This is a genomic window from Paenibacillus sp. USHLN196 (genome assembly GCF_037144955.1).
Taxonomy (GTDB): domain Bacteria; phylum Bacillota; class Bacilli; order Paenibacillales; family Paenibacillaceae; genus Paenibacillus; species Paenibacillus xylanexedens_C.
Genome location: NZ_JBBCYH010000027.1, coordinates 30,698 through 54,708, shown reverse-complemented (window position 1 = coordinate 54,708; position 24,011 = coordinate 30,698). Strand labels below are relative to the sequence as shown.

Below are 24,011 nucleotides of genomic sequence, written 5' to 3'. Positions count from 1 at the left end.
AACCAATAGTTGAATGCTTTTACGGCAATACGGTGATTCAAGTTTATAAGATAGAATGGGGATTTACACTACATAAATCCTGTTGAAATAGAACGAGGGCGACTCTTAAATTACTGACTCGGGGTGAATATTACCAATGTCCAAACCAAAAGGTTTTGAAAAACCGACCGGATTCCGCGACTATACACCACATGTAGTATCCAAGCTGCGGACGATTGAACGAAATGTACTGGAATGCATGGAACGCTGGGGTTACCGTCAGATCATCACGCCAACAATTGAATATTACGATACCGTAGGAGTAGCAAGCTCTACATCAGATCGAAAATTATTTAAATTATTGAACAGCCGGGGAACTACGCTGGTGCTAAGATCAGATCTAACGGCTCCGATTGCACGCGTAGTTTCGTCCATGCTCAAAGATGAGCAGTTACCGCTGCGTCTGTCCTATCATGCCAACGTATTCCGATCCATTGAAGAGGAAGCTGGACGTGAGGCGGAATTCTTCCAGACAGGCGTGGAGTTGGTCGGGGACGACTCACCTGAAGCGGATGCAGAAGTCGTTGCGTTAGCAATTGCCTCTTTGCAGGCAGCGGGAGTATCTTCTTTTAAAATAGCAATGGGGCATATGGGATTCCTGAACGGATTACTGGAGGAAGTGATTCCAGGTCAGACCGCTGAGCAGGAGCAATTGAAGGAAGGTCTGCTCGGACGCGATTATGTCGGCTATCGCCAGTCAATTGAAGCACTGAATCTGGAGCCTAAGCTGAAAGAACAGCTCGAAGCGATCCTGCGTCTACGCGGTGGTAAGGAAGTATGCACACATGCGGCAGAGCTAAGTTCCAGCGCTGAAGCAGCTCAATCGATTGCACATCTGTGTGCGGTATTCGAAGTGTTGGAAGCTTACGGTGTATCTGAGCATGTACTGATTGATCTGACGATGATCGGTGACTTCTCCTATTATACGGGCATGACGTTTGAAGGGTATGCGGCAGAACTGGGATCACCTGTATGTAGCGGCGGACGGTATGATAATCTGTTACAACAGTTTGGGCGCTCGTTGCCAGCTACAGGCTTTGCATTGAAAACCAACCGGATTATTGATGGCGTTCATGGCATTATCATTGAAGAGAAAAAACCAATACTTATCCAATACAGCCCGAAACGTCGGGCAGAGGCACTAACAGAAGCGGCAAGATTACGCAGTATGGGTCAAAATGTAGTGACACTCCTTCTTTCTGAAGACGGAGCTGAGGGAAATGCTGTATCGGGTGGAGCAACAACTGTTCAGGCTGAGCAAGTTATTACTTACGGATCTGAAGAAGGAGGACGCTGAGATGTCGGATATTCTGAAGGTGGCCATGCCGAAGGGCCGAATCTATAAAAAAGCCTCCAAATTGTTCCGTGAAGCGGGACTGGATATTCCAGAGGACGTGGACGATACACGCAGACTGGTCATTGAAGTACCGGAAGCCGGAATGGAATTCATCATGGCGAAACCCGTGGATGTTCCAACGTATGTGGAGTACGGTGTTGCGGATATCGGAATTGTCGGTAAAGACGTGCTGCTGGAGGAGAATCGGGATGTGTATGAACTGTTGAATCTGGGAATCGCTCAGTGCCGTATGTCTGTCATTGGACTTCCGGACTGGAAACCAGGCATCCAGCAACGTGTCGCGACAAAGTACCCAAGAATTGCCTCACAGTATTTCCGGGAGCAGGGACAGCAGGTCGAGGTGATCAAGCTGAATGGTTCCATTGAGCTTGCACCCCTGATTGGTCTGGCGGACCGAATTGTCGATCTGGTGGAGACAGGTCAGACGCTGCGTGAGAACGGACTTGTGGAGATGACAGGCATTCTGGATATTACAAGCCGTCTTATCGCCAACCGGGTAAGTTATCGGATGAAAAATGCACGAATCCAGGCTTTATGTGATGCACTTCAGCAGGTTATTCCGGCTTCGAATGAGATTTCGGCAGGAAGCCTTCGGGGATAAGTTATTGCGTCGGAAACATAGATGAGAAACATGTAGAGCAGAGGCAAGGACACAACAAAGAAACGAATCAGTCATAAGTAGGCAGGCATTATAGGCGATAAGGGGGTTGTACGCATGAAAATTGTACCTGCACGGGAGTTTGATCTGAAGCGGGAAGTAGAGTATGGTACGCCGGAGCAAAATGAAACGGTACGGCGCATTGTCAGCGACATTCGCCGTGAGGGAGATGCGGCCCTGCTGCGTTACACGGAGCAGCTGGACCGCACGAAGCTGTCGGCAGCGGAGCTACGCGTGCCGCAGGAAGAGCTGCAGGCGGCTTATGCAGCCGTGGAGCCATCTTTTGTGACGGCGATTCGGCAAGCCGCCGTCAACATTCGTGCGTTTCATGAGAAGCAGAAACGCAACTCTTGGATGGATTGGCAGCCAGACGGAAGCCTGCTGGGCCAGGTCATCCGACCGCTGAAGCGGGTAGGTGTCTATGTACCTGGCGGCAAAGCAGCGTATCCATCGTCTGTGCTGATGAATGTGATTCCGGCACAGGTGGCAGGCGTGCCGGAGATTGTTCTCGTGACGCCGCCGTCTACGAACGGCGGCGAAGGCATTAACCCGTACATTCTCGTCGCTGCTGCGGAAGCAGGCGTGAGCGAGATGTACCGGGTTGGCGGCGCTCAGGCCATCGCCGCCCTCGCTTACGGCACGGAGAGCATTGCCCCGGTCGACAAGATCTGTGGACCGGGCAATATTTACGTGGCGCTCGCGAAGCGCGAGGTATACGGTGCGGTCGATATCGACAGTATCGCCGGGCCGAGTGAGATTGTGGTACTCGCCGATGATACGGCGAATCCGGTGTATGTCGCCGCAGACCTGTTGTCGCAGGCGGAACATGACGAGATGGCATCGGCCATTCTCGTCACGAACTCGGCCACGCTGGCGGAAGCCGTGCAGGGCGAAGTGCAGCGCCAGCTTGCTGTGCTGCCGCGACGCGATATCGCTGCTGCTTCCGTGGAGCAGTATGGCGCGATTATTGTAGTCGATTCCATTAATGAGGGAATCGATGTGGTGAACCGGCTCGCACCGGAGCATCTGGAGATCATGGTGCAGGAGCCAATGGCTTACGCTGGCCGGATCGAGAATGCCGGAGCGATTTTCCTCGGCCCATATAGCTCTGAGCCGGTAGGGGATTATTTTGCCGGACCGAATCATATTATTCCGACCAATGGAACCGCGCGATTCAGTTCGCCAGTGGACGTGGATGATTTTATCAAAAAATCGAGTCTGATTTATTATAGTAAACAAGCGCTGCTACAGAACGGAGCGGCTATTATAGAGTTGGCCCGCCATGAGGGTCTTGAAGGGCATGCCCGTGCAATCGCTGTACGGTTAGAACAGGAAGGAAAGGCGGAATCGGACAATGGATAAGCAAAATAATGGTGTGGAACTTGAAAACAAAGGTGCAGTGCGCCAAGCAGAGGTTGACCGCAAAACAAACGAGACCAATATCCAGTTGGCTTTTACTGTAGATGGAACGGGACAATCCACGATTGAAACGGATGTACCCTTCCTGAACCATATGCTGGATCTGTTCACGAAGCACGGACAATTCGACCTGAACGTGCAGGCCCGTGGAGATATTGATATCGATGATCACCATACGGTTGAAGACATCGGAATCTGTCTCGGACAGACGTTGCGCGAAGCTTTGGGTGACAAACGCGGCATCAAGCGTTACGCCAGTGTTTTTGTACCTATGGACGAGGCGCTCGCTCAGGTTATTATCGATGTGAGTAACCGACCTCACTTTGAATACCGTGCAGAATACCCTTCTCAACAGGTAGGCAGTTTCTCCACGGAGTTGGTGCATGAATTCCTGTGGAAATTGGCGCTGGAAGCTCGGATTACGTTGCATGTTATCGTACATTATGGTCAGAACACCCACCACATGATTGAAGCGATCTTTAAGGCATTGGGACGTGCACTGGATGAGGCAACGATGATTGATCCACGTGTAACGGGTGTGCCTTCCACGAAGGGAGTGCTGTAGACGATGGCGATTGCAATTGTCGATTACGGTATGGGGAACCTGCACAGCGTCGGCAAAGCGGTCGAACGTCTTGGCTACGAAGCGCTGGTCACGGGTGACCGGGAAGAGATTCTTAGCGCAGATGGTGTCATTCTGCCAGGCGTAGGTGCTTTTGGTGATGCGATGGTTCATCTGCGGGAGAGTGGACTAGATACGGTGGTGAAGGAAGCTGCTGCCGGATCCAAGCCACTGCTCGGTATCTGTCTGGGCATGCAGCTGTTGTTCAGCTCGAGTGAAGAGCATGGCGAGCATATGGGACTGGATATTCTGCCAGGTAAAGTGGTGCGTTTCGCACCAGGAGAACTGAAGGTTCCTCATATGGGGTGGAACCGTTTAGAATTCCTACATGCCGAAAACCCGCTATTTATGGGACTTGAGGCAGGTCACGTCTATTTTGTCCATTCCTATTATGCAATTACTGAAAATAGGGACGATCTGCTGGCAGTGACGGATTACGGACATCCGGTTACAGCCATTGTAGGCAGAGGATCTAACTTCGGCATGCAATTCCACCCGGAGAAAAGTGGCGAACTTGGCATAAAGCTGCTCGGTAACTTTCTGGCTCTGACAGGAGCGCCTGTACAAAGGTAAATGTCTCTGGTATCCGTGGACAATAGGACTGGTGCAAGAGAGCGAACACATAGTCTACGCAAGTCCAGAGAAACAGGTGTGATCTGAGTATAATTCATATGAAACGAGACGGAGTGATACACTGCTACGGAGTGTTAAACATAGCATACCCGGTATGTGAGCATTGCTCGTCTCTTCTAATTTATAAAATACCTGAAGTTAAACACGCGGGCACGAAATCCAGCGTACCGATAGAATTCATATCGTCAGTTTGTAATAAGCGTACAAATCTAATTCATATTCAGGAGGCCTTGTATGTCATCTTTTATCCTATATCCGGCGATCGATATCCGGGACGGCAAATGTGTAAGACTGGTGCAGGGAGATTATAATCAGGAGACCGTGTATAACGATGACCCGGTTCAAGTGGCTCTATCCTGGGAGAAACAAGGCGGTACATACGTTCATCTGGTGGATCTGGATGGTGCGAAAGCAGGGCATCCTGTTAATGATGAGCTGATCGGGCGGATTGCCTCGGCTGTGAATGTACCTGTTCAGGTGGGCGGCGGACTTCGTACAGTAGCGGATGTAGAGCGTTTGCTGGGTCTGGGTGTTAGCCGGCTGATCATTGGGACAGCAGCGATTGAGGATCGTGCTTTTACAGAGGAAGTACTGGGACGTTACGGCGACAAAGTGGCAATTGGTATCGATGCACGTAATGGTTACGTGGCAACCCGCGGATGGCTTGAAACATCTGAAGTACAGGCAGAGGTGCTCGCGAAGGAATTGGCGGCATATGGGGCAGAAACGTTTATCTTTACGGATATTTCCCGTGATGGTATGATGCAGGGTCCTAATGTGGAAGCGATTGTGTCTCTAGCCAAGGCAAGCGGACGGACGGTTATTGCTTCCGGCGGTGTGAGCGTGATGGATGATCTGCTTCGTCTGAGTCGTCATGCCGATGATGGTGTTGGTGGAGCAATCGTGGGTAAAGCACTGTATACTGGTAGCATCGATTTGTCTGAAGCAGTGCATGCGGTAAATAAGTAAGGGATATTCGGATAGAGAGGAAGAGGTAGCATGCTGGCAAAAAGAATCATCCCCTGTCTGGACGTGAAGGACGGCCGGGTCGTCAAAGGCGTCAACTTCGTTAATCTCCGCGATGCGGGTGATCCGGTAGAGCTGGCGGCGCTATATGACCGCGAGGGCGCTGATGAATTGGTATTTCTCGATATCTCCGCTTCGGTAGAAGGTCGCGAAACGATGGAAGAAGTCGTGCGGCAGACGGCAGGCGAGATTGCTATTCCTTTCACCGTAGGCGGTGGCATCTCCAAGGTGGAGGATATGAAACGTATTCTCCGTGCAGGGGCAGACAAGATTGCAGTGAATACCGCGGCGGTACTTAATCCACAGTTGATTGCGGATGGCGCACGTCGCTTCGGATCGCAATGCATTGTGGTAGCGATCGATGCCAAGTATAACGAGGCTTGGGACGAGTGGGAGGTCTACACGCATGGTGGACGGAAACCTTCCGGAATCAAGGCACTTGAATGGGTTAAGCAAGCTGAAGCATTAGGCGCGGGAGAGATTCTGCTAACCAGTATGGACGCGGACGGAACGAAAGACGGTTTTGATCTGAAGCTGACGGCAGCGGTATCCGAATCTGTGCGTATTCCAGTCATCGCATCGGGCGGTGCGGGCAAGGAATCTCATTTTTATGATGTATTCACCTCAGGCAAAGCGGACGCGGGTCTGGCCGCAACGATTTTCCATTACAAAGAAATCGCCGTACCGGCGCTAAAACAACATTTGAGAGAACAAGGGGTGGAGATCCGTGACTAAAGTGAGCGATGAAATCAAGGAACAGCTATCCTTGGAACAGGTTGTGGAACACATTCGTTGGAGTGATGGTTTGGTTCCTGCAATTGTGCAGGATGTGGATACACGGGAAGTCTTAATGATGGCTTATATGAATCGCGAATCCCTGAAGTTGTCGCTGGAATCCGGTGAGACCTGGTTCTGGTCGCGCTCGCGTCAGGAGTTGTGGCATAAAGGTGCAACATCCGGCAACGTGCAGACGATTACTTCCCTGAAATATGATTGTGACGGCGACACCTTGTTGGTTGAGGTCAAACCAAATGGTCCTGCTTGCCATACAGGTGCGGTAACTTGTTTCCATAATGAGATCATTGGTTTGCCAGAGAAATCGGCGGACAAGGCTTCGGATGGAGTGGGTGCGAATGCTGCAAGCTCCAGTTCCGAAAGTCGCTTTGAGGTATTGGCTGAACTGGAATCGGTTATTGCAGAGCGTGAACGTGAGCGCCCTGAGGGTGCATATACAACGTATTTGTTCGATAAAGGTGTAGATAAAATCCTGAAGAAAATCGGTGAAGAAGCGTCCGAGACGATCATCGCCGCCAAAAATAAAGACAATGACGAGCTTCGTCTGGAAGTCAGTGACCTGATGTATCACCTGCTCGTCCTGTTACAAGAGCGCAAGCTGCCGCTGGACGACATTATGTCAGAGCTGAGCCGCCGTCATGAACGGCCTCGCCGCGATTAGGAGGCGAGTATCGTGCGTATAGACTATCACACACACCATGAGCGGTGTGGACATGCAGTCGGCAAACTGGAGGAATATGTGCAACGCGGTGTGGAGATCGGGCTAACCCAGATTGGATTGTCCGATCACATGCCCTTGTTGCATGTGGATCCGGCTCAATATTATCCGGAAATGGCGATGCCTATGGATGAACTGCCGCGTTACGTGGAGGAGTGTTTCTCCCTGAAAGAACGTTACCGCGGGCAGATTGACGTACGTGTTGGTCTGGAAGGTGACTATATTGAAGGCTGGGAAACAGAGATCCGTGCAATCATTGAGCGTTATCCATGGGATTATGTGATTGGCTCTGTTCATTTCCTCGGGGAATGGGACATTACGGATTTCCGCCAGACCCATCACTGGGAGGGCAAAGACATCCTTGAGGTATATCGTCAGTACTACGATGCCGTAAGCAAAGCAGCTGCCACGGGCATGTACGATATTATGGGCCATACGGATGTCATTAAACGCTTCGGCTTTGTTCCTTCAGCAGAGCAAACAGAAGAACGTATCTCACTGGAGAACGCAGCGCTGCAGGCTATTGCAAAAAGTGGCTGCGCCATGGAGCTGAATGCTTCCGGGTTATCGAAACCGTGTGCAGAGATGTTTCCTAGTCGCAGGATGCTGACGGAAGCTATTCGCTTAGGTATTCCATTAACCATGGGCTCTGATGCACATGACCCACTGAAGCTGGGGGATTACTTGCCTGAAGCAGAGGCTCTCTTGCGTGAGCTGGGCTGTACGGAAGTCGCTGTTTTTGAAGGCCGTCATCGCTCGTTCATTCCTTTAAATGTATAAGCCAGTGGAGTATAATGAGGGTAGGAAATAACCTTTTAGATAAGGGATTATATAGGGACTTCAACCCTCGGGAGGGCATTATGCAGCATTCGTTACGTATTTTTTCCGGTTCATCGAACCCTAAGCTGGCAGAACAGGTATGTGACAAGCTGGGAGTACAACTGGGCAAGATCAAGCTGTCCCGGTTCAAGAGCGGAGAAATATACGTTCATTATGAAGAAACGATCCGTAATTGTGATGTGTTTCTGGTACAGTCGTTGTCTCATCCGATCAATGAGCTGTTTGTTGAACTGCTTGTGATGATTGATGCCGCGAAGAGGGCTTCTGCACGTACAGTGAACATCATTGTTCCGTATTATGGCTATGCTCGTCAAGAGCGTAAATCTGCTCCTCGGGAGCCGATCTCGGCCAAGATGGTAGCAGATGTATTAACTACAGCTGGGGCCAACCGGGTAGTTACAATCGATCTGCACGCAGCGGCCATTCAGGGATTCTTCAATATTCCGGTTGACCATATGACATCGCTGGATCTGATTAGTGATTATCTGTTAAGTAAAGGCATCGAGAACCCTGTCGTGGTCTCCCCGGATGCGGGACGAGCATCGATGGCAGAGAAGCTGGCGAATCGTCTGGATTCTCCATTTGCCATCATGATCAAGAAACGGCCAAGCCATAATGAATCCGTGATTACCCATGTCATTGGTGATGTCGAAGGCCGGACACCTATTATTATTGAGGATCTGATCGATACCGGAACGACTATTCTGAATGTCGTGGAAGGATTGAAGGAACGTGGGTCCAAAAATGTATATGTATGTGCAACACACGGATTGTTCTCGGATGGGGCAGTGAGTAAATTGAATCACCCGTCTATTGAAGAGGTGGTGGTTACGGACTCGATCGCACTGCCAGATGACCACCCTGAATGCTTTAAAGTGTTACCTGTTGCGCCAATGCTGGCCCGCGCCGTACGCATTATTGTGGATGGTGGTTCCATGGCTACATTGTTTAAGGATTCTGGAATTTAGCGCATCGAGGTATTAAATATTGCTAAGCTTGATTAGTTGTTCCGTGTCTGAGTTGCTTACCTGCTCAGCACGGTTTTTTTGTTTTGCCTTTAGGAATTCAATTCTTGCATTACTGCTCGGAGGCTTGTGCTATAATAACATAAAATTAGTTATGATAGCGTTATCATATAAGAAGTTCATCCCAGAATTGTGACGGATGCTGAACAGTAGAGCCACGACTGATGAATATTGGCATCGTGGAGTGAGGAGTGGGGTCTATTGTCTCGTAATTGGTATTATCGGTTACTTTTTTCATATTTCCCGATTTTTTTTCTTACCGTGACCATACTCATTTTTATCGCGTTTGTATTTATTAATGATATCTCCAAGGAGGAAACCCGAAAAGCAGACCGCATTTCCTCCAGTTATCTGTTGGACACGGTAGATCGCACGATCAGAGATATTGAACTATCCATCTTGGAGACGGTGCAGAGTCAGCAGGCCTATAAACTTTATTTTAATAATACAAGTCAGACCAGCTCGGATACCGTGTATACCATTGCACAGAGTTTGCGTGAGATGACCAATTCTTCCTCATGGATTCAATCCATCTATCTATATGACAAGAGAAATAAACATGTTTTGACGGTAAGTGGCTCCAGAGAAGTGGAGAGTTTCTCTGATAAGGCATGGATTGATCAAATGGCTAAAGGGTCAACTGGATCGGGCTGGCAGCCCGTTCGAGAATTCGATGCTGAATCCGTACAACGTACCCCTATCCGGGTGTTAACCATAAATAAAGATATGCCTTTACCTTTTGGATCCCAAGGTACCCTGGTCATTAATATCAAGATGAGTAGCATCGAGCAAAGTGTAGACAGTATGGTCAATGGGCAACTGTCATTTCTGACAATTACGGATCGCGATGGCCAAGTGGTGTATAACGCACATTCTGATGGGGAAGGTTCAGTAGATGGACAAGAGCTGAATAACTTACCCCTGGAAAGACTGGGATGGACATTATCGAGCGGAATCAAGGCAGGGAACCTGTTCGGCTGGGTATCTGTTGTGTCCTATGTGTGGGTGATTATTGCCATTGTGACCGTCCTCTGTGCCATCGTCTATATCGTGTATATTACTCGTCGTAACTACAAGCCTATTCAGATCATCATGAACCGGATCGAATCACATCAGATTCGGGCGTTTGAACATTCCGGTGTTCGTACCGATGAGATGAAGATGATTGATGGTGTGCTTGAGAATCTGATCAATCATATGATGGATTATGATAAGAAGAGTAGAGAAAATGTACTTATGCAACGCAGTAAGCTGTTTAATGCTTTGCTGCACGGGGAACACACAGATCATGCTCCTGAACAGTTAAGGGAGCTATCCCCGTTGGATGAGGTGCATGATTCATCACGTTTTATTGTTGTGGTTGGTGAGATTAACCGCTATGAGAAGGGATTTCAGGAGAGGTATACGAGAGGCGAGCAGAACACTTTGAAATTTGCCTTAATGAATGTTCTGCAAGAGCTTTCCCGTAATACAGGGGTACAGTGCTGGACAGAATGGATCAGTGCAGATCGTATCGCAATCCTCTTTGTGTTTAAAGAACAGCGGGATAACAAGGATATGGCCGGACAGATTCGCGTTGTGGCGGAGGAATGTAAATCATGGGTTGAACAAAACCTGCGTATTTCCTTACGCTTTGGCATCGGGCCTATTGCTGAAGGGATAGGTTCGATTCGGGATTCCTATACGGCCGCTGAGGCAGTGATGCAACGTAAACTGTTAATGAATGGGGATGTGGGTCTGGCGGAGTGCGGAGAACACCAGCATCCTTTGCTGGATACCTACACGTATCTGCAGATGATTGCGGACTTCGTGAAACGATTCCGGATGTCCAGCACCCAGTGGCGTGATCAACTGGAGGGAATATTTACAGCGTTTGAACAAAATAAGCTGCCGGATGATGAGATTCATTCCCTGATCCAGGCGATGCTACAGATGCTCAGCAGAGAAGTGGCCATGATGTCGGAAGAGCTGCAGGAGGCACTGTCAGAAGAGAATATTAACAAGTGGCTACAGTTGATGGAAGAAGCAGAGACACTCCAAGATGTCAAAGGTCTTCTGTTCGATAATCTGACGGATCTGTTCAGAACATATGTAGCGGTAACCGAAACCAAGAGTTACAAGGCAATGGTTAACGAAATGAAAAATTATATTGAAGAGCAGTTCGCAAATCCGGATCTTTCATTGAAACATTTGAGTGATCGATTCCAGATTACGGGCAAACATGCGAGTTATTTGTTCAAGACAGAATTCAACATGAAGTTTGTTGATTTTGTTACAGAGCTTCGCATGAAGGAAACGGAACAGTTGCTTATAAAAACGGATTATTCATTACAGGACATTGCCCTGAAGGTAGGGTATGCTAACGGGATTACTTTGGGGCGTGTATTTAAGCGGGTAACGGGGATTACACCAGGAGATTATCGACGTTTGAAACGTGAACACCGAGCACCCGAAGAATAGTAGGTGTATCTGATGTTATACATCAGAAATGAAGTATAGGGTGAATTTCTTGCATTCCCTTTTCGTTCGGAGAGGAGGAGACAGGAGTTCACCCTTTTCTATTGATCGGACAATAAACCGAAATCGGATTTACCTGCTCGCGAAGGGGATTATGGAGATATGCCTTTTTTGTTGAGGTTTGCGATTATAGGCAGTATGTGAAAATGGTTTATCTGCAATCGGTCAGGCAAGCTGGGATCTTAGGAGACATATTGCTGTTAAAGCCTGAGATAGCGCGGGTTCAGGAAAATAGTCAGTGTGCGAAAATGAGCATAGCGTATAAACCATAATCCGTTTGAAAGCGCTTCCGAAACTGGTTTATTGCAGAGGGTTGGAAAAATGTGAAATACTCTGGGCAAGCTTTAAACATTAAACGCAAAGCCAAAGGGGATGACAAAATGACAAGAAAAGCAACCAAGGGGAGTCTGAAGAAATGGATGGGTTTGGCGCTTACGATGGTAATGGGCGTTTCTTTACTTGCGGGATGCTCATCAGCATCAGAAGAATCAGCTGAAGGTGGAACATCAGGAAATGGCGAGCGCGTTACTTTAAAGGTGGAGGTATTTGATCGCGGTAATAGTCCTTCTCCACATACAATCACGAACAACTACTTAACTAAATTTGTTCAAGAGAAATTCGGCGATCCGAATAACATTGATGTGCAATTCATACCTGTTCAACGTTCAGAAGAAACAACCAAGCTCAACGTGTTAATGGCCAGCCCCAGCGACGTTCCAGATATTGTGTTTGTATACGACTCCAGTGTGTTCTACCGTTATGCTCAGCAAGGTGGTCTAACTGACGTAGGTGAACTTCTTAATGAACATGCACCTAACTTAAAAGAATATCTCGGTGAAGACCTGTTGAAATTCGGTCAGCTTGAAGGTCAGCAATTCGCTATTCCCGGTAAACGTGCCATTACGGCTCGTTACAACTCATATATCCGCCAGGATTGGCTCGATAAAGTCGGCATGAATGCTCCAACAACAACGGATGAGCTGTACGAAACGTTGAAGGCATTCAAAGAGAAAGATCCGGGCAATCTGGGCAGCAAAAACATCCCAATGGGTATGGCACTTGCCCCAGCGCAGTACGAAACATTGATTTACTCCTTTATTAAACCTGTACAAGATGGGCTTACGTACAGTCAGCGTTACGAGCTACCATTGCATGATGGCTTCAAAGATGCGATGCAGTTCCTTAACAAGCTTTACAATGAAGGCCTGATCAGCAAAGACTTCAGTCTTGATGAAGAAAAAACGCAATTGGTCAAAGACTTCCAGAACGGTAATATTGGCTACATGTCTGAGGACGTAGGTCAGATTCTGTATGCAGATGGTATGCTTGATAATTTGTACAAAAATGTACCGGATAGCAAAGTTGTAGCAGTTGACGCTTACACCAACCCGAATGTGGACAACAAACACATCAAATCACGTTATGGTAGCAACGGTATGTACATCATGATTCCAAAAAGCAGCAAACGTTCGGTTGAAGCAGTGAAATATCTAGACTGGATGGCTTCTGGAAAGAACTTGCTGGAGATGAACACCGGTGTCGAAGGTGAAAATTACGATATGGTTGATGGTGTTCCAGTTGTTAAAGATGATGCACCACAGGATGTCAAAGATCGTCTCTACAACGGTGGTGACATGGCCATTATTGCCAACGGTAAAGTAGTTGGAGATCAGGCAGCCAATGAAGCCGCATGGATTGCAGGCTTCCCAGAACGTAACCAAGAGCTGATGAGACAGTCCATTGATATCGCTAATACTGATACGATCGGCCCGGTTATCTTCAGCAAACCAATTGAAGCAGAATCTAAATATGGTACAGCGCTAAATGATAAGTTGAAAGTGCTTATTGTGAAAACTGCAATGGCTAAACCGGCAGACTTCGAAGCGGTATATGAAAAAGAAATGAATGATTTCATGTCACTGGGTGGCGCAGAACTGAAGAAAGAGCTTGAAGCAGCACTTCAGTAAGCGTTATTAAATAAACAGGTTCATCTTGTGATTACTAAATTAATATGTAATTTACCGCATAACTTTGGAAGGAACGTGTGCCGCCAGTATGGGCGGCACAGCCGTTTCTCTGTTGATAGGAGGAAACCGACTTGACCATCACATACTTGAAAAGGTATTGGCAATTGTATGCGCTCATCTCACTGCCTCTGATCTACTTCTTGATCTTTCGTTACGGCCCAATGTACGGGGTTCAGATCGCTTTTAAGGATTTCAACTTGTTTCAGGGCATCAACGGGAGTGAGTGGATCGGTTTCGATGCTTTCCGTGAAGTATTTGGAATGCGGGACTTCTACACCACATTACGAAATACCTTCATGTTAAATTTCCTCGACCTGCTTGTTTCGTTCCCTGCTCCAATTATATTGGCCATCATGCTCTATGAAGTTCGATTTAAATGGTTCAAAAAAATATCACAAACGATTCTGTACATTCCTCACTTTATCTCCTGGGTTATCATCGGGGGAATTGTATACCAATTGTTCGGAAATCAATCCGGTATGGTTAACGGTGTGTTGGAAAGTATGGGCTTAAATTCAATACCATTTTTGACAGAGAAAAACCCATGGCTTGTGACGTACCTGTTCACAGGTGTCTGGCAGAGTGCAGGATGGGGTACTATTCTTTATTTGGCGGCATTAACCGGCGTGAACAAGGAATTGTTTGAGGCTGCCGAGATTGACGGAGCTTCAAGACTGAAGAGAATCTGGCATATTACGCTGCCAAGTATTAAACCAACCATTGTGACCTTGCTCATTCTTAATCTCGGACATATGGTCAGCATCGGTTTTGATCGGCCTTATATTATCGGTAACACAGCCGTACGTGAATATTCAGATGTACTTAGTACTTTTGTATACAGGGTCGGGCTTGAATCAGGACAATACACGCTGGCAACTGTCGTAGGACTATTCCAGGCTGTTGTAGGGCTAATCTTTGTACTTGGCTCTAACTATATTTCAAAAAAGGCAACCGGCGAAGGCATTTTATAAGTTATCAAAGCATGAAAGATACGCCAATCGGCTTGTATGTATAGACCATCAGTAAAGGAGCTGTGCGCATATGAGTGAACGCACCTCAAATCGGATTTTTGATATCGTTAATATCTCCTTTATCAGTTTGTTTGTTATATTCTGTCTGGCTCCATTTTTGCACACCATTGCGATATCTCTAAGTTCTAACCGGGCTATTACTTCGGGAGAAGTGACCATTTTTCCTAAAGAATTTAACTGGGATGCGTATATTCAAGTATTCTCTGATCAATCCATGCTATATTCACTGGGCTTTACGACTGTTCTGACAGTGGCAACCACAGTGTTGTGCATGTTATTCACACTTGCTGCTGCTTACCCGCTAACCAAGAAAAAATTAAAAGGGCGCAAGCTCTTCATGTATGTCATCATCATTACGATGTTCTTCAGTGGCGGGATGATTCCCGAGTATTTGCTCATTCGTGATCTCAATATGCTTAATTCAGTCTGGGCACTGATCTTACCGGGACTGGTAAGTCCATTTAACCTGATTATCCTGATCTCATTTTTCAGAGGCATTCCTGAAAGTCTGGAAGAATCAGCAGAAATTGACGGCAGCTCACATGTACACACACTATTCAAAATCATACTGCCATTATCCATGCCTGTACTTGCCACATTAGCGCTATTCTATGCGGTTGGTCGCTGGAATGGATTCCAGGATTCACTTTTGTATATTAATGATCCTAAGTTGTATCCACTACAACTGAAGCTCTTCCAAATGGTTCAAAACAACATGGTAAGTGAGCTTACATTGATGGAAGGTGCTAACCGCACACCACTGACTCCGGAAAGTCTCAAGGCAGCAACAGTTGTATTCGCAACTGTACCGATTCTGCTCGTCTATCCGTGGCTGCAAAAGTATTTTGTCAGCGGTGCGATGCTTGGCGCAGTAAAAGGTTGAGTTAAGGCTGGTGTAAAAAGTTAAGCCAGAGGGAAGGAGAAGGAAAACAGATGCAGCACATAGATAAGGGTATATATTCGTTCTCCACATGCTGGAATATCCGAAAACATGATGTCGGGGAAGCCATGATTCGGGAGATTGCCGAACTAGGCTTTCGCCAGGTCGAGCTCAACTATAACGTAACGAAGGAAATGCTCACGACGATTGAGCCCATGATTGAACGCGGAGACATCGGAATCTCCAGTGTCCATAATACGTTTCCACATGACCCCGATCCCGATTATGGTACGGATTCAATCCTGCTTGGATTCGAGGATGAGGTTAAACGGCAGCGGGCAATAGAGTTACTTGTTGAGTCGGCAGAATATGCCCATCGTTATGGGGCTAAAGCTGTCGTCGTACACCCCGGGGAAGTACCTTTTCCTGAGGATATCAGCAAAGACCTTGGAAAGATCTATAACGAGGAAGGTCCGGATTCACCGAAGTATCGCAGCAAATGGGCTGAATTGATGGAGCGGCGGGAAGCCCTCAGTTCAGGGTATGTGGAGAAAATTATTGGCAGTCTGGATGAAGTATGCAATCGGGCGGCAGCTAAAGGTCTGGATGTTCGTTTTGGAATCGAGACAAGATCCAGACCACAACAGATTCCTACCCTGGCCGAAGCCAAGACCATCATCACGGGGCTCAAAGGGGCTTCAGTTGGTATCTGGTACGATACGGGTCATGCCATCATGATGGATCGACTGGGCCTCTATGACAGTGTAGGGGAAATGCAGGGCCTGATGGATGATATCGTAGGTGTTCATATCCATGAGACACTGGGTCTCTCTGACCACTGGTGCCCTTATGTACACAGTAAGGACATGAATTTTTATGATGCCTATCTACCTATGATTCGCAGGGCACAGGTGAAGGTATACGAGTTGAAGTCCGCCTGTAAGCCAGAAGAGATCCACGAGAGCCATGACTTGCTTATGAAGAAACTTGAAGCGGCAGATTAGCAGAGTATGAGCCGTGATATTAGGAACATTCTGCGTGTTCAAAGCGGTGTTGAACGGCGGTTTTCTCGGTGATGAAAACCACATAAAGTTTGGTGAAACAAGAACGGAATTCTAGCGACTTTTGTAGAAATATGATATATACTGACGAGAAAAATGAACTCACGTTACGGGCGGTATGGGGAAGCAGCTTCCGGTCTGAATCGAAGAGCTGAAGCAACATACTTTGCACATCGGGAGAATGCATTGGTATGGAGGGACTGCACATGTACAAACAACTGGTGGACAGTAATGACAGAGCGGTAGAAAGAGGCATATCCCGGCAAATGCTTGATCCGGAAAGCCGTTACTATGGAGGGACAATTGATCCCTTCACAGGTGTTGCCTGGGTCAACCATACGACAGGAACACCCACGGATATGTGTTACTGGGGAGCTGCGATCTCCAATCCGGACTCCGTCTATTACCGGGATGAGGCATTGTTAAATCGACTGCTGTTAGCTACGGAATATGTACTTCGCTTCCAGCATGAAGACGGTTCAATATCACCTGGCTGGACCAATTACCATTCCCCTCCGGATACTGCATTTGTCGTTGTAGGGTATTCGCAGTTGTATCAGCTTCTTCTGCAACAGGAATGGGAGCCGCTGCAACCTGTATTGGACAATATGAGGTTGTTTCTGGAACGGACAATCCCAACCATGCTAACGGGAGGTTGTCATACGCCAAATCATCGCTGGGTGCTATGCGCGGCGCTTGGTTTCCTGCATGAACTATTTGATCTGGAGGAAGCTGTGCAGCGCGCAGAGCAGTGGATGGATGAAGGTATGGATATTACACCCGATGGAGAGTGGACGGAGCGGAGCAATGGGATATACAGCGCCGTTAGCGACATCATGTTAATTCATGCAGCGCGTCTGCTCAATCGTCCTGAACTGCTTGAACCGGTGAGGCTCAATCTTCGCATGATGGTGTACCTTGTGCATCCTACGGGTGAAATTGTTACGGATTATTCAGGTCGACAGGATCTGGGCAGTGTTCATGATCTGTCACCTTATTATCTGCCGTATGCCATTCTGGCGCGGCTGGACGGTGATCCACTCTTTGCTGGCATGGCAGCCTGGGCGGGAGATACATTGACAGATCCAGGTGTATGCTCAGTGAATACGCTCATTCGATTAATGCTTGAGCCGGAGCTTCAGCAGACAAATAATACACGTGATGCATTACCGGAACAGTATGAGGTCATGCTGAATGAACATTTTGTACGGGGAGAATATCTGGAGCAGATGGATTCGGCAGGGCATCACGGACGTATCTCGCACAGCCGGATGCATACGGATTTTGGTGCTCCCGTAGCCCGAATTCGGGATGGCGCTACGAGTGTGACTGTGATGACAGAAGTTCCTTCTTTCTTCGCGCTTCGTCATGGCAAGGTGCGCCTGCTGGCTGTGCAACTGGCCTCTTATTTTAATCCAGGGTATGTACCTATGCAGCAAATGACGAGGCTGTCCGAAGGGTATCGACTAACTGGTGAGCAGAAAAAAGGTTACTACGGCCCAATCCCTGCGAACCTGCTGCCAGAATCGGCTGCATCAGCCATCAGTCCATGGTACTTGCTACCTCATCAGAGTCGTCAGCTCACCCATGAGCAGACGTTCCATGTTGGGGCAGAGTTGCAGCCAACCGAAAACGGATGGACCATGCATCTCTCAGGGAAGGAACCGGAGGACATTATGATGCAGTTGTCCTTCGTATTCGGAGGCGAAGGTGAGCTGACCTGCGAGGACGCGATTGAAACGAGTGAGGGCCACTACTTGTGGAAAGGCGGTACATTACGCTATACCTGCGGAGAAGACTGGCTGGAGATCACCGGGGGCGAGCTGGGGCATCTTGCGGCAACGGTACGTGAGGCAAAACTGCCGGACAAGTGTAAGGTTGTGCTGGTCAATTTCATGACGCCGTTTGATAAAACCCTTCATATTTCATTGTCTCCTTCGATGGCGTTGAAGCTTTAGATTTATTGGATCTCCTTTCTTCACGCGTTTGAATCGTGTTACAAGATTGATGAAGATGCTATTAAGAGCCCAATTAAAGAATCCCCTTTCGATAAATCAAAAGGGGATTCTTCGTAATTATGGGAGGGATAACTGAGGCGGGGAGTATATGCTTCAACCAGGTATTCAATCAGCTCGCTCTCACCTAATGGCATATAGTTGATCTAGATACTTGCCTGACAGTCGCTTCGACACCTGACACGAAGCGTAAAACATCACCATAATCATGATTGACCAAAAGAGGACTCTAGGCAGTTTGTGTGGAGTCCTCTTTTGGTATTCAATCAAGCTCACAATATAATTATATTAACCTTGTATCCAGGATGTAACAGCAATAGAAGACGGTTTTGGCTCTAAGTAAGTCGCACCGCCCAGGAATGTGTCGCTGAAGATACCTTTACCATAAACTGAACAGAATGTGGATTTATAAATTGGATAACCAACGGCAATTCCAGTTTTTCCTCCGGGTACATCAATAGGTACATTTACGATCGTGCTTACACCTATGGATTCACCCACAGTACGTCCAAACTCAGCAGCAACGGCTTTGTTAGCACCAACAGTGAGACTAGATTGCACTTGGACAGATACACTTTCATTTGCAGTTACTGATAGTTGAACTCCAGCACAGGTTAGGCCAATAGCCTTGGAGCAAAAGTATTTTGCCCGTGCAACTTCAGTCCAACCATCAACGTTTTGAGTCGCCCCTTTAACAATCTTGAAACCGAAAATCTCACTACTTGGTGAGACGTAATCGTTATCATCTTTTGGTAATAAAGACTTTGGCTGTGTAGCATCAACATCGTTATTTACAATCTGAATAGAGACTAGTTTTGCGCTTGGAGAAGGTTTTTCAAGTCCATATTTTTCGACAAGATCTTCTTGGTTTTCATCATTTGCATAAATAACCGTATTTTCTTTTATTGGTTGACCATTAAGGTACACCTCATTAGAAAATTTTCCTGTGTCTGCTGGAATGACCACTGTTTCAGTTGCGCTTGCCAAGGAGTAAAAGGATAGAGATAAAGCCATGACTGAGGCAATCACAAGGGACAATTTTTTCTTCATTTATTTTCCTCCTTTAATGGAATATATACCAATTATATGCTATTAAATTGTAACGAACAACCTAAAAATGTAAATATTATTATAAATGTGGCGAATCTTTTTTTTCATCTATATAGGATAATCAACGATTTCATCAAAAATTCAACCAGTGAGAGAAACTTAGGGTAGCTAGAAAAGCAATTTAAAAAAGGAGGACTAGTGTATGATGAGCCATGGAATGGGAGCCGATGGTCACGGAGCCTATGGTAAAGAATCCATACAAACAAAGAGTAGGAGCAATCAAAATACAATACCAGTAGCATCTAAGAATTTAGAACGGGCGAAATATATGTGAATGAGCTACGTGAAAAGATATGTTAATTGGTCATAAAATTCATCCTATTGTAAATTCCAGAAATACTTTTAGAAGTGCGGGATCATGACTCGTTTGCAGATTGCTATGTATGAATATAGGCAAATTTCCCTTAATGAGGAGTTTACTAAATTCACTAAGTAGGGAAGTAGCTATTGATCAAATCAAAAAAAGTGGACAAAAAAAGCATATACATGTCCTTTTTGTGAGATTTCTGAACTCACGTTCTGGAAGTACGAATGAACCGCACTTTGCTCATATACGTAGTAAATCATGTCTGATGTCTCAAGGGTATGAGCAATATTAAAAACTGATTAAGAGGGAATCTTCCAACCATTCAGTTACAAGAGACGTAATATTCGATGATTTAAGCACTTAGAGAAAATACAAGCCTTATCTTAAGATCGAACATGTTATAAAACAAAATCGCAAGAGAGTAGGAAGATTGTCCCTGATCTTATTGTGAAAAGTGATCTAAAGAGTGAGGGAAAGTAGCGATTACAGATGAGAATAACTAACTTTGATATGACCGCCTTAGCGTAAATTATTGGAATCTGTAGCCATGTAAGCACCTCCTGAAGTGACTCCGTAGTTAAAGAATAAAAAATGGCAGATGGCTAATTCGTATAAAATAATTATGAAAACTATCCATATGGAGAATCAGATCATGAGCTACATTTATCCTACCATAATCGAAAGAATCCAGTGGAACGTCCCTAAACCGATATGGATGGACTAGACCTTATAGCAAGAGAGATTCGGTTGCAAGTGAAGTGTGTTTATATTTAGTTGGTTATTCCCTAATTATAGGGCTGGTTGTCGAACTGTACATACCTCATACATAGAAGCTGTAAATCCAAAAGGAAGAGTCATATAGCAAAAGACGGTGATATTTCATCATGCATGATGGAATGTCGTCTTTATTTGCATTTTTTTCATAAACGACATGAAACTACATATTGAGAAGTGGGCCTTAAGATGTGGTATACTGAAGAGTATGAATGAAATGCAAAGAGGAGGTGCCTTGGAGATGAAGGGCAAGCTAGTGCGGGCTGAGGGACACCTTGCCAATATTATACCGATTCACTTGGATGCTTCTTTCTTCTTTGAAAGAGCTGTCCGCTCGCTGGACCGTAATCATGTCGACAAGGCATTAAAATATTTTCGCAAAGCTGTTGAATACGAACCGGAAAATCCGGTGAATCATTGTAATATGGCGGGTATATTATCGGAGAAGGGGGATTACGAAGCCTCCAATGCCATTCTGGCTAATGTGCTGGAAGTGGTAGATCCGTCGATGACGGAATGTTATTTCTATATGGCGAACAATTATGCAAATATGGATCGGTTTGAGGAAGCCGAGCAAGCACTTGTTACCTACTTGGAGGAGGACACCCAGGGTCAGTTCATGACGGAAGCTGAAGAGATGATGGAGCTTCTGTACTATGAGCTGGATCGTCCGGCCAAACTGAATCGAATCAAATCGCGTAAAGGTGTAGTGGAGCACGATCAGGCACGGGAACTGTTGGAAGAAGGAAAATTTGCACAGGCTGCTGAGCTGCTCGAAGGCATGTCATCGGATTATCCTGATTACTTGGCTGCCCGTAACAATCTGGCGCTCGCCTACTATTATATGGGGCTGTTTCCCAAAGCAAAAGAGACTATTGCGGAAGTACTTGAACAGGAACCAGGTAATCTGCATGCGCTTTGCAACCTCGCTATTTTCCATCAAAATGAGAACCGGGCTGATCAAGTTCTGCTTTTGATCAAAAAATTGCGTGTCATCGTGCCATTCCAGCACGAACAAGTCTACAAACTGGCTACAACGATGGGAATTCTGGGTCAGCACGATACGGCCTATGTCCATTTCCGGCGTTTGCTCAAGGATGAAGAGACAGCTGGTGATCCGGCACTTGCTCACTATGCAGCAGTAGCAGCTTATAATACAGAGCGTTATGATGCCGCTGAGCGTCTATGGCATCATGTGTCCAAGCTTGATCCGGGTTCGGAAGTATCTCGATACTATCTGTCAGGTCTTGAGGCTGTAAGGCAAGGCGAGCAAGAGCCTGAGAAGATGAGTTATCACTATCATCTGCCATTTGATGAGCAGTTCAGACAGTGGGAGAACTATGGTAGCGGCATACCTGAAGAAATGAAGAATGATCCACTGATTCGTTCATCGTTCTTCTGGGCTTTGCGTCATGGTGATCGGGCAACGAAACTGCAGGTTATTCATGCGCTTGGAATGATCGGCGATTATGAGGTACAGCAGGCACTACAATCTTTCATTGAAGAGCCAGGAGAAGAACCAGATTTGCTTGAGGCAGCGCGAGTTGTGCTAAACGGATTGAAATCGGCTGAACACGAGGATCGGAATACTCAGGTGGTTCGACCCCTGTCTCCTGTTGCCTTGAAGTCCATTGGGAAAGCCCAATCCACATCAGAGCAAACGGAATCTCACTCCACTGCCCATTGGCAAGCGGTGGTTGATCGTGCACTGCAAATGTCTGAGGCAAAGGCCGAGTTGCAGCATGAGATGGAACGGATCTGGACGGATTATGTATCCCGGGTTCATCCCGAGGTTCCGGGTACGAAGCAAATTGAGGGCTGGGCTGCAGGACTAGAATATTTGGCTGCAAAGAATCACAGTCGACCCGTTACCTATCAAAGCATAGCTGAACGATACGGGATATCGGCATCAACGGTTAGCAAATATGCCAAACAGATTCATCGCGTGTGCAACAGTAACCTGCCACTGGTATAGAAAGTTCAGTGCGCTTCAACTCGTTTTCAGAAAGACATCATAAGGTGAAGGATACAACAACCGGGAAAACGGGTAAACTTAACGAATGGGCCTCGTAAACGCCTGTAGGATATCATCTTGGCAAGTTCATCGCTAGTACAACACACATTCACCTTATTAAGGAGGCTGTATCTATATGTCTAAATACAGAACGATTGTGATCGGAACGGGACCTGCGGGTCTGACAGCAGCGATATATCTGGCTCGTGCTAATCTGAACCCACTGGTTATCGAAGGTCTTCAGCCGGGTGGTCAATTGACGACGACTACGGAAGTTGAGAATTTCCCTGGTTTCCCGCAAGGTATCATGGGTCCTGAATTGATGGACAATATGCGTAAGCAAGCAGAACGTTTTGGAGCGGAATTCAAAAACGGTTGGGTGGAAGAAGTTGATTTCAGCAAACAGCCTTTCAAGATCAAGGTTGGCGGAATCGGTGAACTGGAAGCTGAATCGATTATTATCTCCACAGGTGCTTCTGCTCGTTACCTCGGTATTCCGGGCGAGCAGGAAAATGTGGGACGTGGTGTAAGTACATGTGCAACATGTGACGGTTTCTTCTTCCGCGGCAAAAAAATCGTGGTCGTGGGCGGTGGTGACTCCGCAATGGAGGAAGCGAGCTTCCTGACTCGTTTTGCAACGGACGTCACATTGGTTCACCGTCGTGATGAGTTGCGTGCATCCAAGATTATGCAGGATCGGGCTCGCAGCAATGAGAAGGTGAAGTGGGCACTGAACCGTACTCCACTTGAGGTCGTGCCTGAAGCAATGGGTGTCAAAGGGCTGAAGGTACGCAATAATGAGACGGGGCAAGAAGAGTTGCTTGAAGCGGATGGCGTATTCGTCGCCATTGGTCACACGCCAAATACCGGATTCCTGGGTAATGCGATCACACTGGACGAACATGGTTATGTTGTGGTTAAACCGGGAACAACGGAGACCAATATTCCGGGTGTATTTGCCTGTGGTGATGTTCAGGATACGAAGTATCGTCAAGCCATTACGGCAGCCGGATCAGGTTGTATGGCTGCGATGGATTGCGAGAAATTCCTTGAAGGAAGCATTGTGCATGACTGGAGCGAAACGTTGGATAAGTAAGCATGACATCCGTGAGGTTAGGCATAGGCTAGGAATAAGAGACAACG

20 protein-coding genes are annotated in these 24,011 nt (G+C 46.9%); 19 read left to right on the top strand and 1 reads right to left on the bottom strand.

The window, feature by feature from the left end; translation table 11 throughout:
• Nucleotides 1-136: 136 nt before the first annotated feature.
• The 16 genes from WFI24_RS33145 (at nucleotide 137) to WFI24_RS33070 (ending at nucleotide 18,606) form a co-directional block, all read left to right on the top strand.
• Entirely contained in the window at nucleotides 137-1,336 is a 1,200-nt protein-coding gene (locus WFI24_RS33145; protein ID WP_336766056.1) for an ATP phosphoribosyltransferase regulatory subunit, read from the top strand.
• A 1-nt stretch (nucleotide 1,337) separates the two neighbouring features.
• Nucleotides 1,338-1,997: an ATP phosphoribosyltransferase gene (hisG, locus tag WFI24_RS33140; protein ID WP_062837770.1), complete on the top strand. Its 660-nt coding sequence runs from the start codon at nucleotides 1,338-1,340 to the stop codon at nucleotides 1,995-1,997.
• Nucleotides 1,998-2,111: 114 nt separating this feature from the next.
• Nucleotides 2,112-3,416, top strand: a complete 1,305-nt coding sequence (gene hisD, locus WFI24_RS33135) for a histidinol dehydrogenase (RefSeq protein WP_336766054.1) — start codon at nucleotides 2,112-2,114, stop codon at nucleotides 3,414-3,416.
• On the top strand, nucleotides 3,409-4,038 hold the full coding sequence (hisB, locus tag WFI24_RS33130) for an imidazoleglycerol-phosphate dehydratase HisB (RefSeq protein WP_197997954.1): 630 nt from the start codon (nucleotides 3,409-3,411) through the stop codon (nucleotides 4,036-4,038). The genes hisD and hisB overlap by 8 nt, the downstream gene beginning before the upstream one ends.
• A gap of 3 nt (nucleotides 4,039-4,041) precedes the next feature.
• Complete coding sequence (hisH, locus tag WFI24_RS33125; RefSeq protein WP_336766051.1) at nucleotides 4,042-4,668, top strand: imidazole glycerol phosphate synthase subunit HisH; 627 nt, start codon at nucleotides 4,042-4,044, stop codon at nucleotides 4,666-4,668.
• Nucleotides 4,669-4,962: 294 nt separating this feature from the next.
• Nucleotides 4,963-5,697 carry a 1-(5-phosphoribosyl)-5-[(5-phosphoribosylamino)methylideneamino]imidazole-4-carboxamide isomerase gene (gene hisA / locus WFI24_RS33120; protein ID WP_336766050.1) on the top strand — a complete coding sequence of 245 codons (735 nt, stop codon included), beginning with the start codon at nucleotides 4,963-4,965 and terminating at the stop codon, nucleotides 5,695-5,697.
• Nucleotides 5,698-5,727: 30 nt separating this feature from the next.
• A complete protein-coding gene (gene hisF, locus WFI24_RS33115; protein WP_336766049.1) occupies nucleotides 5,728-6,489 on the top strand; it encodes an imidazole glycerol phosphate synthase subunit HisF in 762 nt (253 codons plus the stop codon).
• The gene (gene hisIE, locus WFI24_RS33110) at nucleotides 6,482-7,210 is read left to right on the top strand and encodes a bifunctional phosphoribosyl-AMP cyclohydrolase/phosphoribosyl-ATP diphosphatase HisIE (RefSeq protein WP_442956289.1); all 729 of its coding nucleotides are present in this window, start codon (nucleotides 6,482-6,484) and stop codon (nucleotides 7,208-7,210) included. The genes hisF and hisIE overlap by 8 nt, the downstream gene beginning before the upstream one ends.
• 12 nt (nucleotides 7,211-7,222) lie before the next feature.
• Nucleotides 7,223-8,047 (top strand): histidinol-phosphatase HisJ, encoded by an 825-nt coding sequence (hisJ, locus tag WFI24_RS33105; RefSeq protein WP_336766048.1) that lies wholly within the window; start codon nucleotides 7,223-7,225, stop codon nucleotides 8,045-8,047.
• 80 nt (nucleotides 8,048-8,127) lie between these two features.
• The gene (locus tag WFI24_RS33100; protein WP_036616184.1) at nucleotides 8,128-9,075 is read left to right on the top strand and encodes a ribose-phosphate diphosphokinase; all 948 of its coding nucleotides are present in this window, start codon (nucleotides 8,128-8,130) and stop codon (nucleotides 9,073-9,075) included.
• A 258-nt stretch (nucleotides 9,076-9,333) separates the two neighbouring features.
• The gene (locus tag WFI24_RS33095) at nucleotides 9,334-11,592 is read left to right on the top strand and encodes a helix-turn-helix domain-containing protein (RefSeq protein ID WP_336766046.1); all 2,259 of its coding nucleotides are present in this window, start codon (nucleotides 9,334-9,336) and stop codon (nucleotides 11,590-11,592) included.
• A 437-nt stretch (nucleotides 11,593-12,029) separates the two neighbouring features.
• Nucleotides 12,030-13,616 (top strand): extracellular solute-binding protein, encoded by a 1,587-nt coding sequence (locus tag WFI24_RS33090; RefSeq protein WP_336766045.1) that lies wholly within the window; start codon nucleotides 12,030-12,032, stop codon nucleotides 13,614-13,616.
• A 131-nt stretch (nucleotides 13,617-13,747) separates the two neighbouring features.
• Nucleotides 13,748-14,647 (top strand): ABC transporter permease, encoded by a 900-nt coding sequence (locus tag WFI24_RS33085; protein WP_062837760.1) that lies wholly within the window; start codon nucleotides 13,748-13,750, stop codon nucleotides 14,645-14,647.
• Between the two features lie 70 nt (nucleotides 14,648-14,717).
• A complete protein-coding gene (locus tag WFI24_RS33080; protein ID WP_062837759.1) occupies nucleotides 14,718-15,590 on the top strand; it encodes a carbohydrate ABC transporter permease in 873 nt (290 codons plus the stop codon).
• 50 nt (nucleotides 15,591-15,640) lie between these two features.
• Nucleotides 15,641-16,591, top strand: a complete 951-nt coding sequence (locus WFI24_RS33075) for a sugar phosphate isomerase/epimerase family protein (RefSeq protein ID WP_336766043.1) — start codon at nucleotides 15,641-15,643, stop codon at nucleotides 16,589-16,591.
• Between the two features lie 263 nt (nucleotides 16,592-16,854).
• Nucleotides 16,855-18,606 carry a hypothetical protein gene (locus WFI24_RS33070; RefSeq protein WP_336766041.1) on the top strand — a complete coding sequence of 584 codons (1,752 nt, stop codon included), beginning with the start codon at nucleotides 16,855-16,857 and terminating at the stop codon, nucleotides 18,604-18,606.
• A gap of 345 nt (nucleotides 18,607-18,951) precedes the next feature.
• Here the strand turns inward: WFI24_RS33070 and WFI24_RS33065 are convergent, their stop codons facing one another.
• Nucleotides 18,952-19,713 carry a hypothetical protein gene (locus WFI24_RS33065; RefSeq protein WP_336766040.1) on the bottom strand — a complete coding sequence of 254 codons (762 nt, stop codon included), beginning with the start codon at nucleotides 19,711-19,713 and terminating at the stop codon, nucleotides 18,952-18,954.
• Nucleotides 19,714-19,915: 202 nt separating this feature from the next.
• On the opposite strand from WFI24_RS33065, the gene WFI24_RS33060 reads away from it, so the two are divergent.
• The 3 genes from WFI24_RS33060 to trxB all read left to right on the top strand — a co-directional run bounded on the left by WFI24_RS33060 (nucleotide 19,916) and on the right by trxB (nucleotide 23,964).
• Nucleotides 19,916-20,047, top strand: a complete 132-nt coding sequence (locus WFI24_RS33060) for a hypothetical protein (RefSeq protein ID WP_336766039.1) — start codon at nucleotides 19,916-19,918, stop codon at nucleotides 20,045-20,047.
• A gap of 1,048 nt (nucleotides 20,048-21,095) precedes the next feature.
• Nucleotides 21,096-22,829, top strand: coding sequence for a tetratricopeptide repeat protein (locus tag WFI24_RS33055; RefSeq protein ID WP_336766037.1), 1,734 nt, complete (start codon nucleotides 21,096-21,098; stop codon nucleotides 22,827-22,829).
• A 175-nt stretch (nucleotides 22,830-23,004) separates the two neighbouring features.
• Entirely contained in the window at nucleotides 23,005-23,964 is a 960-nt protein-coding gene (trxB, locus tag WFI24_RS33050) for a thioredoxin-disulfide reductase (protein ID WP_145326394.1), read from the top strand.
• Nucleotides 23,965-24,011 lie beyond the last annotated feature (47 nt).

Bases quoted from the DNA above. Each gene is read 5' to 3' on its own strand.
- WFI24_RS33145 (WP_336766056.1), top strand. From the start codon at position 137: ATGTCCAAACCAAAAGGTTTTGAAAAACCGACCGGATTCCGCGACTAT.
- hisG (WP_062837770.1), top strand. From the start codon at position 1,338: ATGTCGGATATTCTGAAGGTGGCCATGCCGAAGGGCCGAATCTATAAA.
- hisD (WP_336766054.1), top strand. From the start codon at position 2,112: ATGAAAATTGTACCTGCACGGGAGTTTGATCTGAAGCGGGAAGTAGAG.
- hisB (WP_197997954.1), top strand. From the start codon at position 3,409: ATGGATAAGCAAAATAATGGTGTGGAACTTGAAAACAAAGGTGCAGTG.
- hisH (WP_336766051.1), top strand. From the start codon at position 4,042: ATGGCGATTGCAATTGTCGATTACGGTATGGGGAACCTGCACAGCGTC.
- hisA (WP_336766050.1), top strand. From the start codon at position 4,963: ATGTCATCTTTTATCCTATATCCGGCGATCGATATCCGGGACGGCAAA.
- hisF (WP_336766049.1), top strand. From the start codon at position 5,728: ATGCTGGCAAAAAGAATCATCCCCTGTCTGGACGTGAAGGACGGCCGG.
- WFI24_RS33100 (WP_036616184.1), top strand. From the start codon at position 8,128: ATGCAGCATTCGTTACGTATTTTTTCCGGTTCATCGAACCCTAAGCTG.
- WFI24_RS33090 (WP_336766045.1), top strand. From the start codon at position 12,030: ATGACAAGAAAAGCAACCAAGGGGAGTCTGAAGAAATGGATGGGTTTG.
- WFI24_RS33080 (WP_062837759.1), top strand. From the start codon at position 14,718: ATGAGTGAACGCACCTCAAATCGGATTTTTGATATCGTTAATATCTCC.
- WFI24_RS33075 (WP_336766043.1), top strand. From the start codon at position 15,641: ATGCAGCACATAGATAAGGGTATATATTCGTTCTCCACATGCTGGAAT.
- WFI24_RS33070 (WP_336766041.1), top strand. From the start codon at position 16,855: ATGTACAAACAACTGGTGGACAGTAATGACAGAGCGGTAGAAAGAGGC.
- WFI24_RS33065 (WP_336766040.1), bottom strand. From the start codon at position 19,713: ATGAAGAAAAAATTGTCCCTTGTGATTGCCTCAGTCATGGCTTTATCT.
- WFI24_RS33060 (WP_336766039.1), top strand. From the start codon at position 19,916: ATGATGAGCCATGGAATGGGAGCCGATGGTCACGGAGCCTATGGTAAA.
- WFI24_RS33055 (WP_336766037.1), top strand. From the start codon at position 21,096: ATGAAGGGCAAGCTAGTGCGGGCTGAGGGACACCTTGCCAATATTATA.
- trxB (WP_145326394.1), top strand. From the start codon at position 23,005: ATGTCTAAATACAGAACGATTGTGATCGGAACGGGACCTGCGGGTCTG.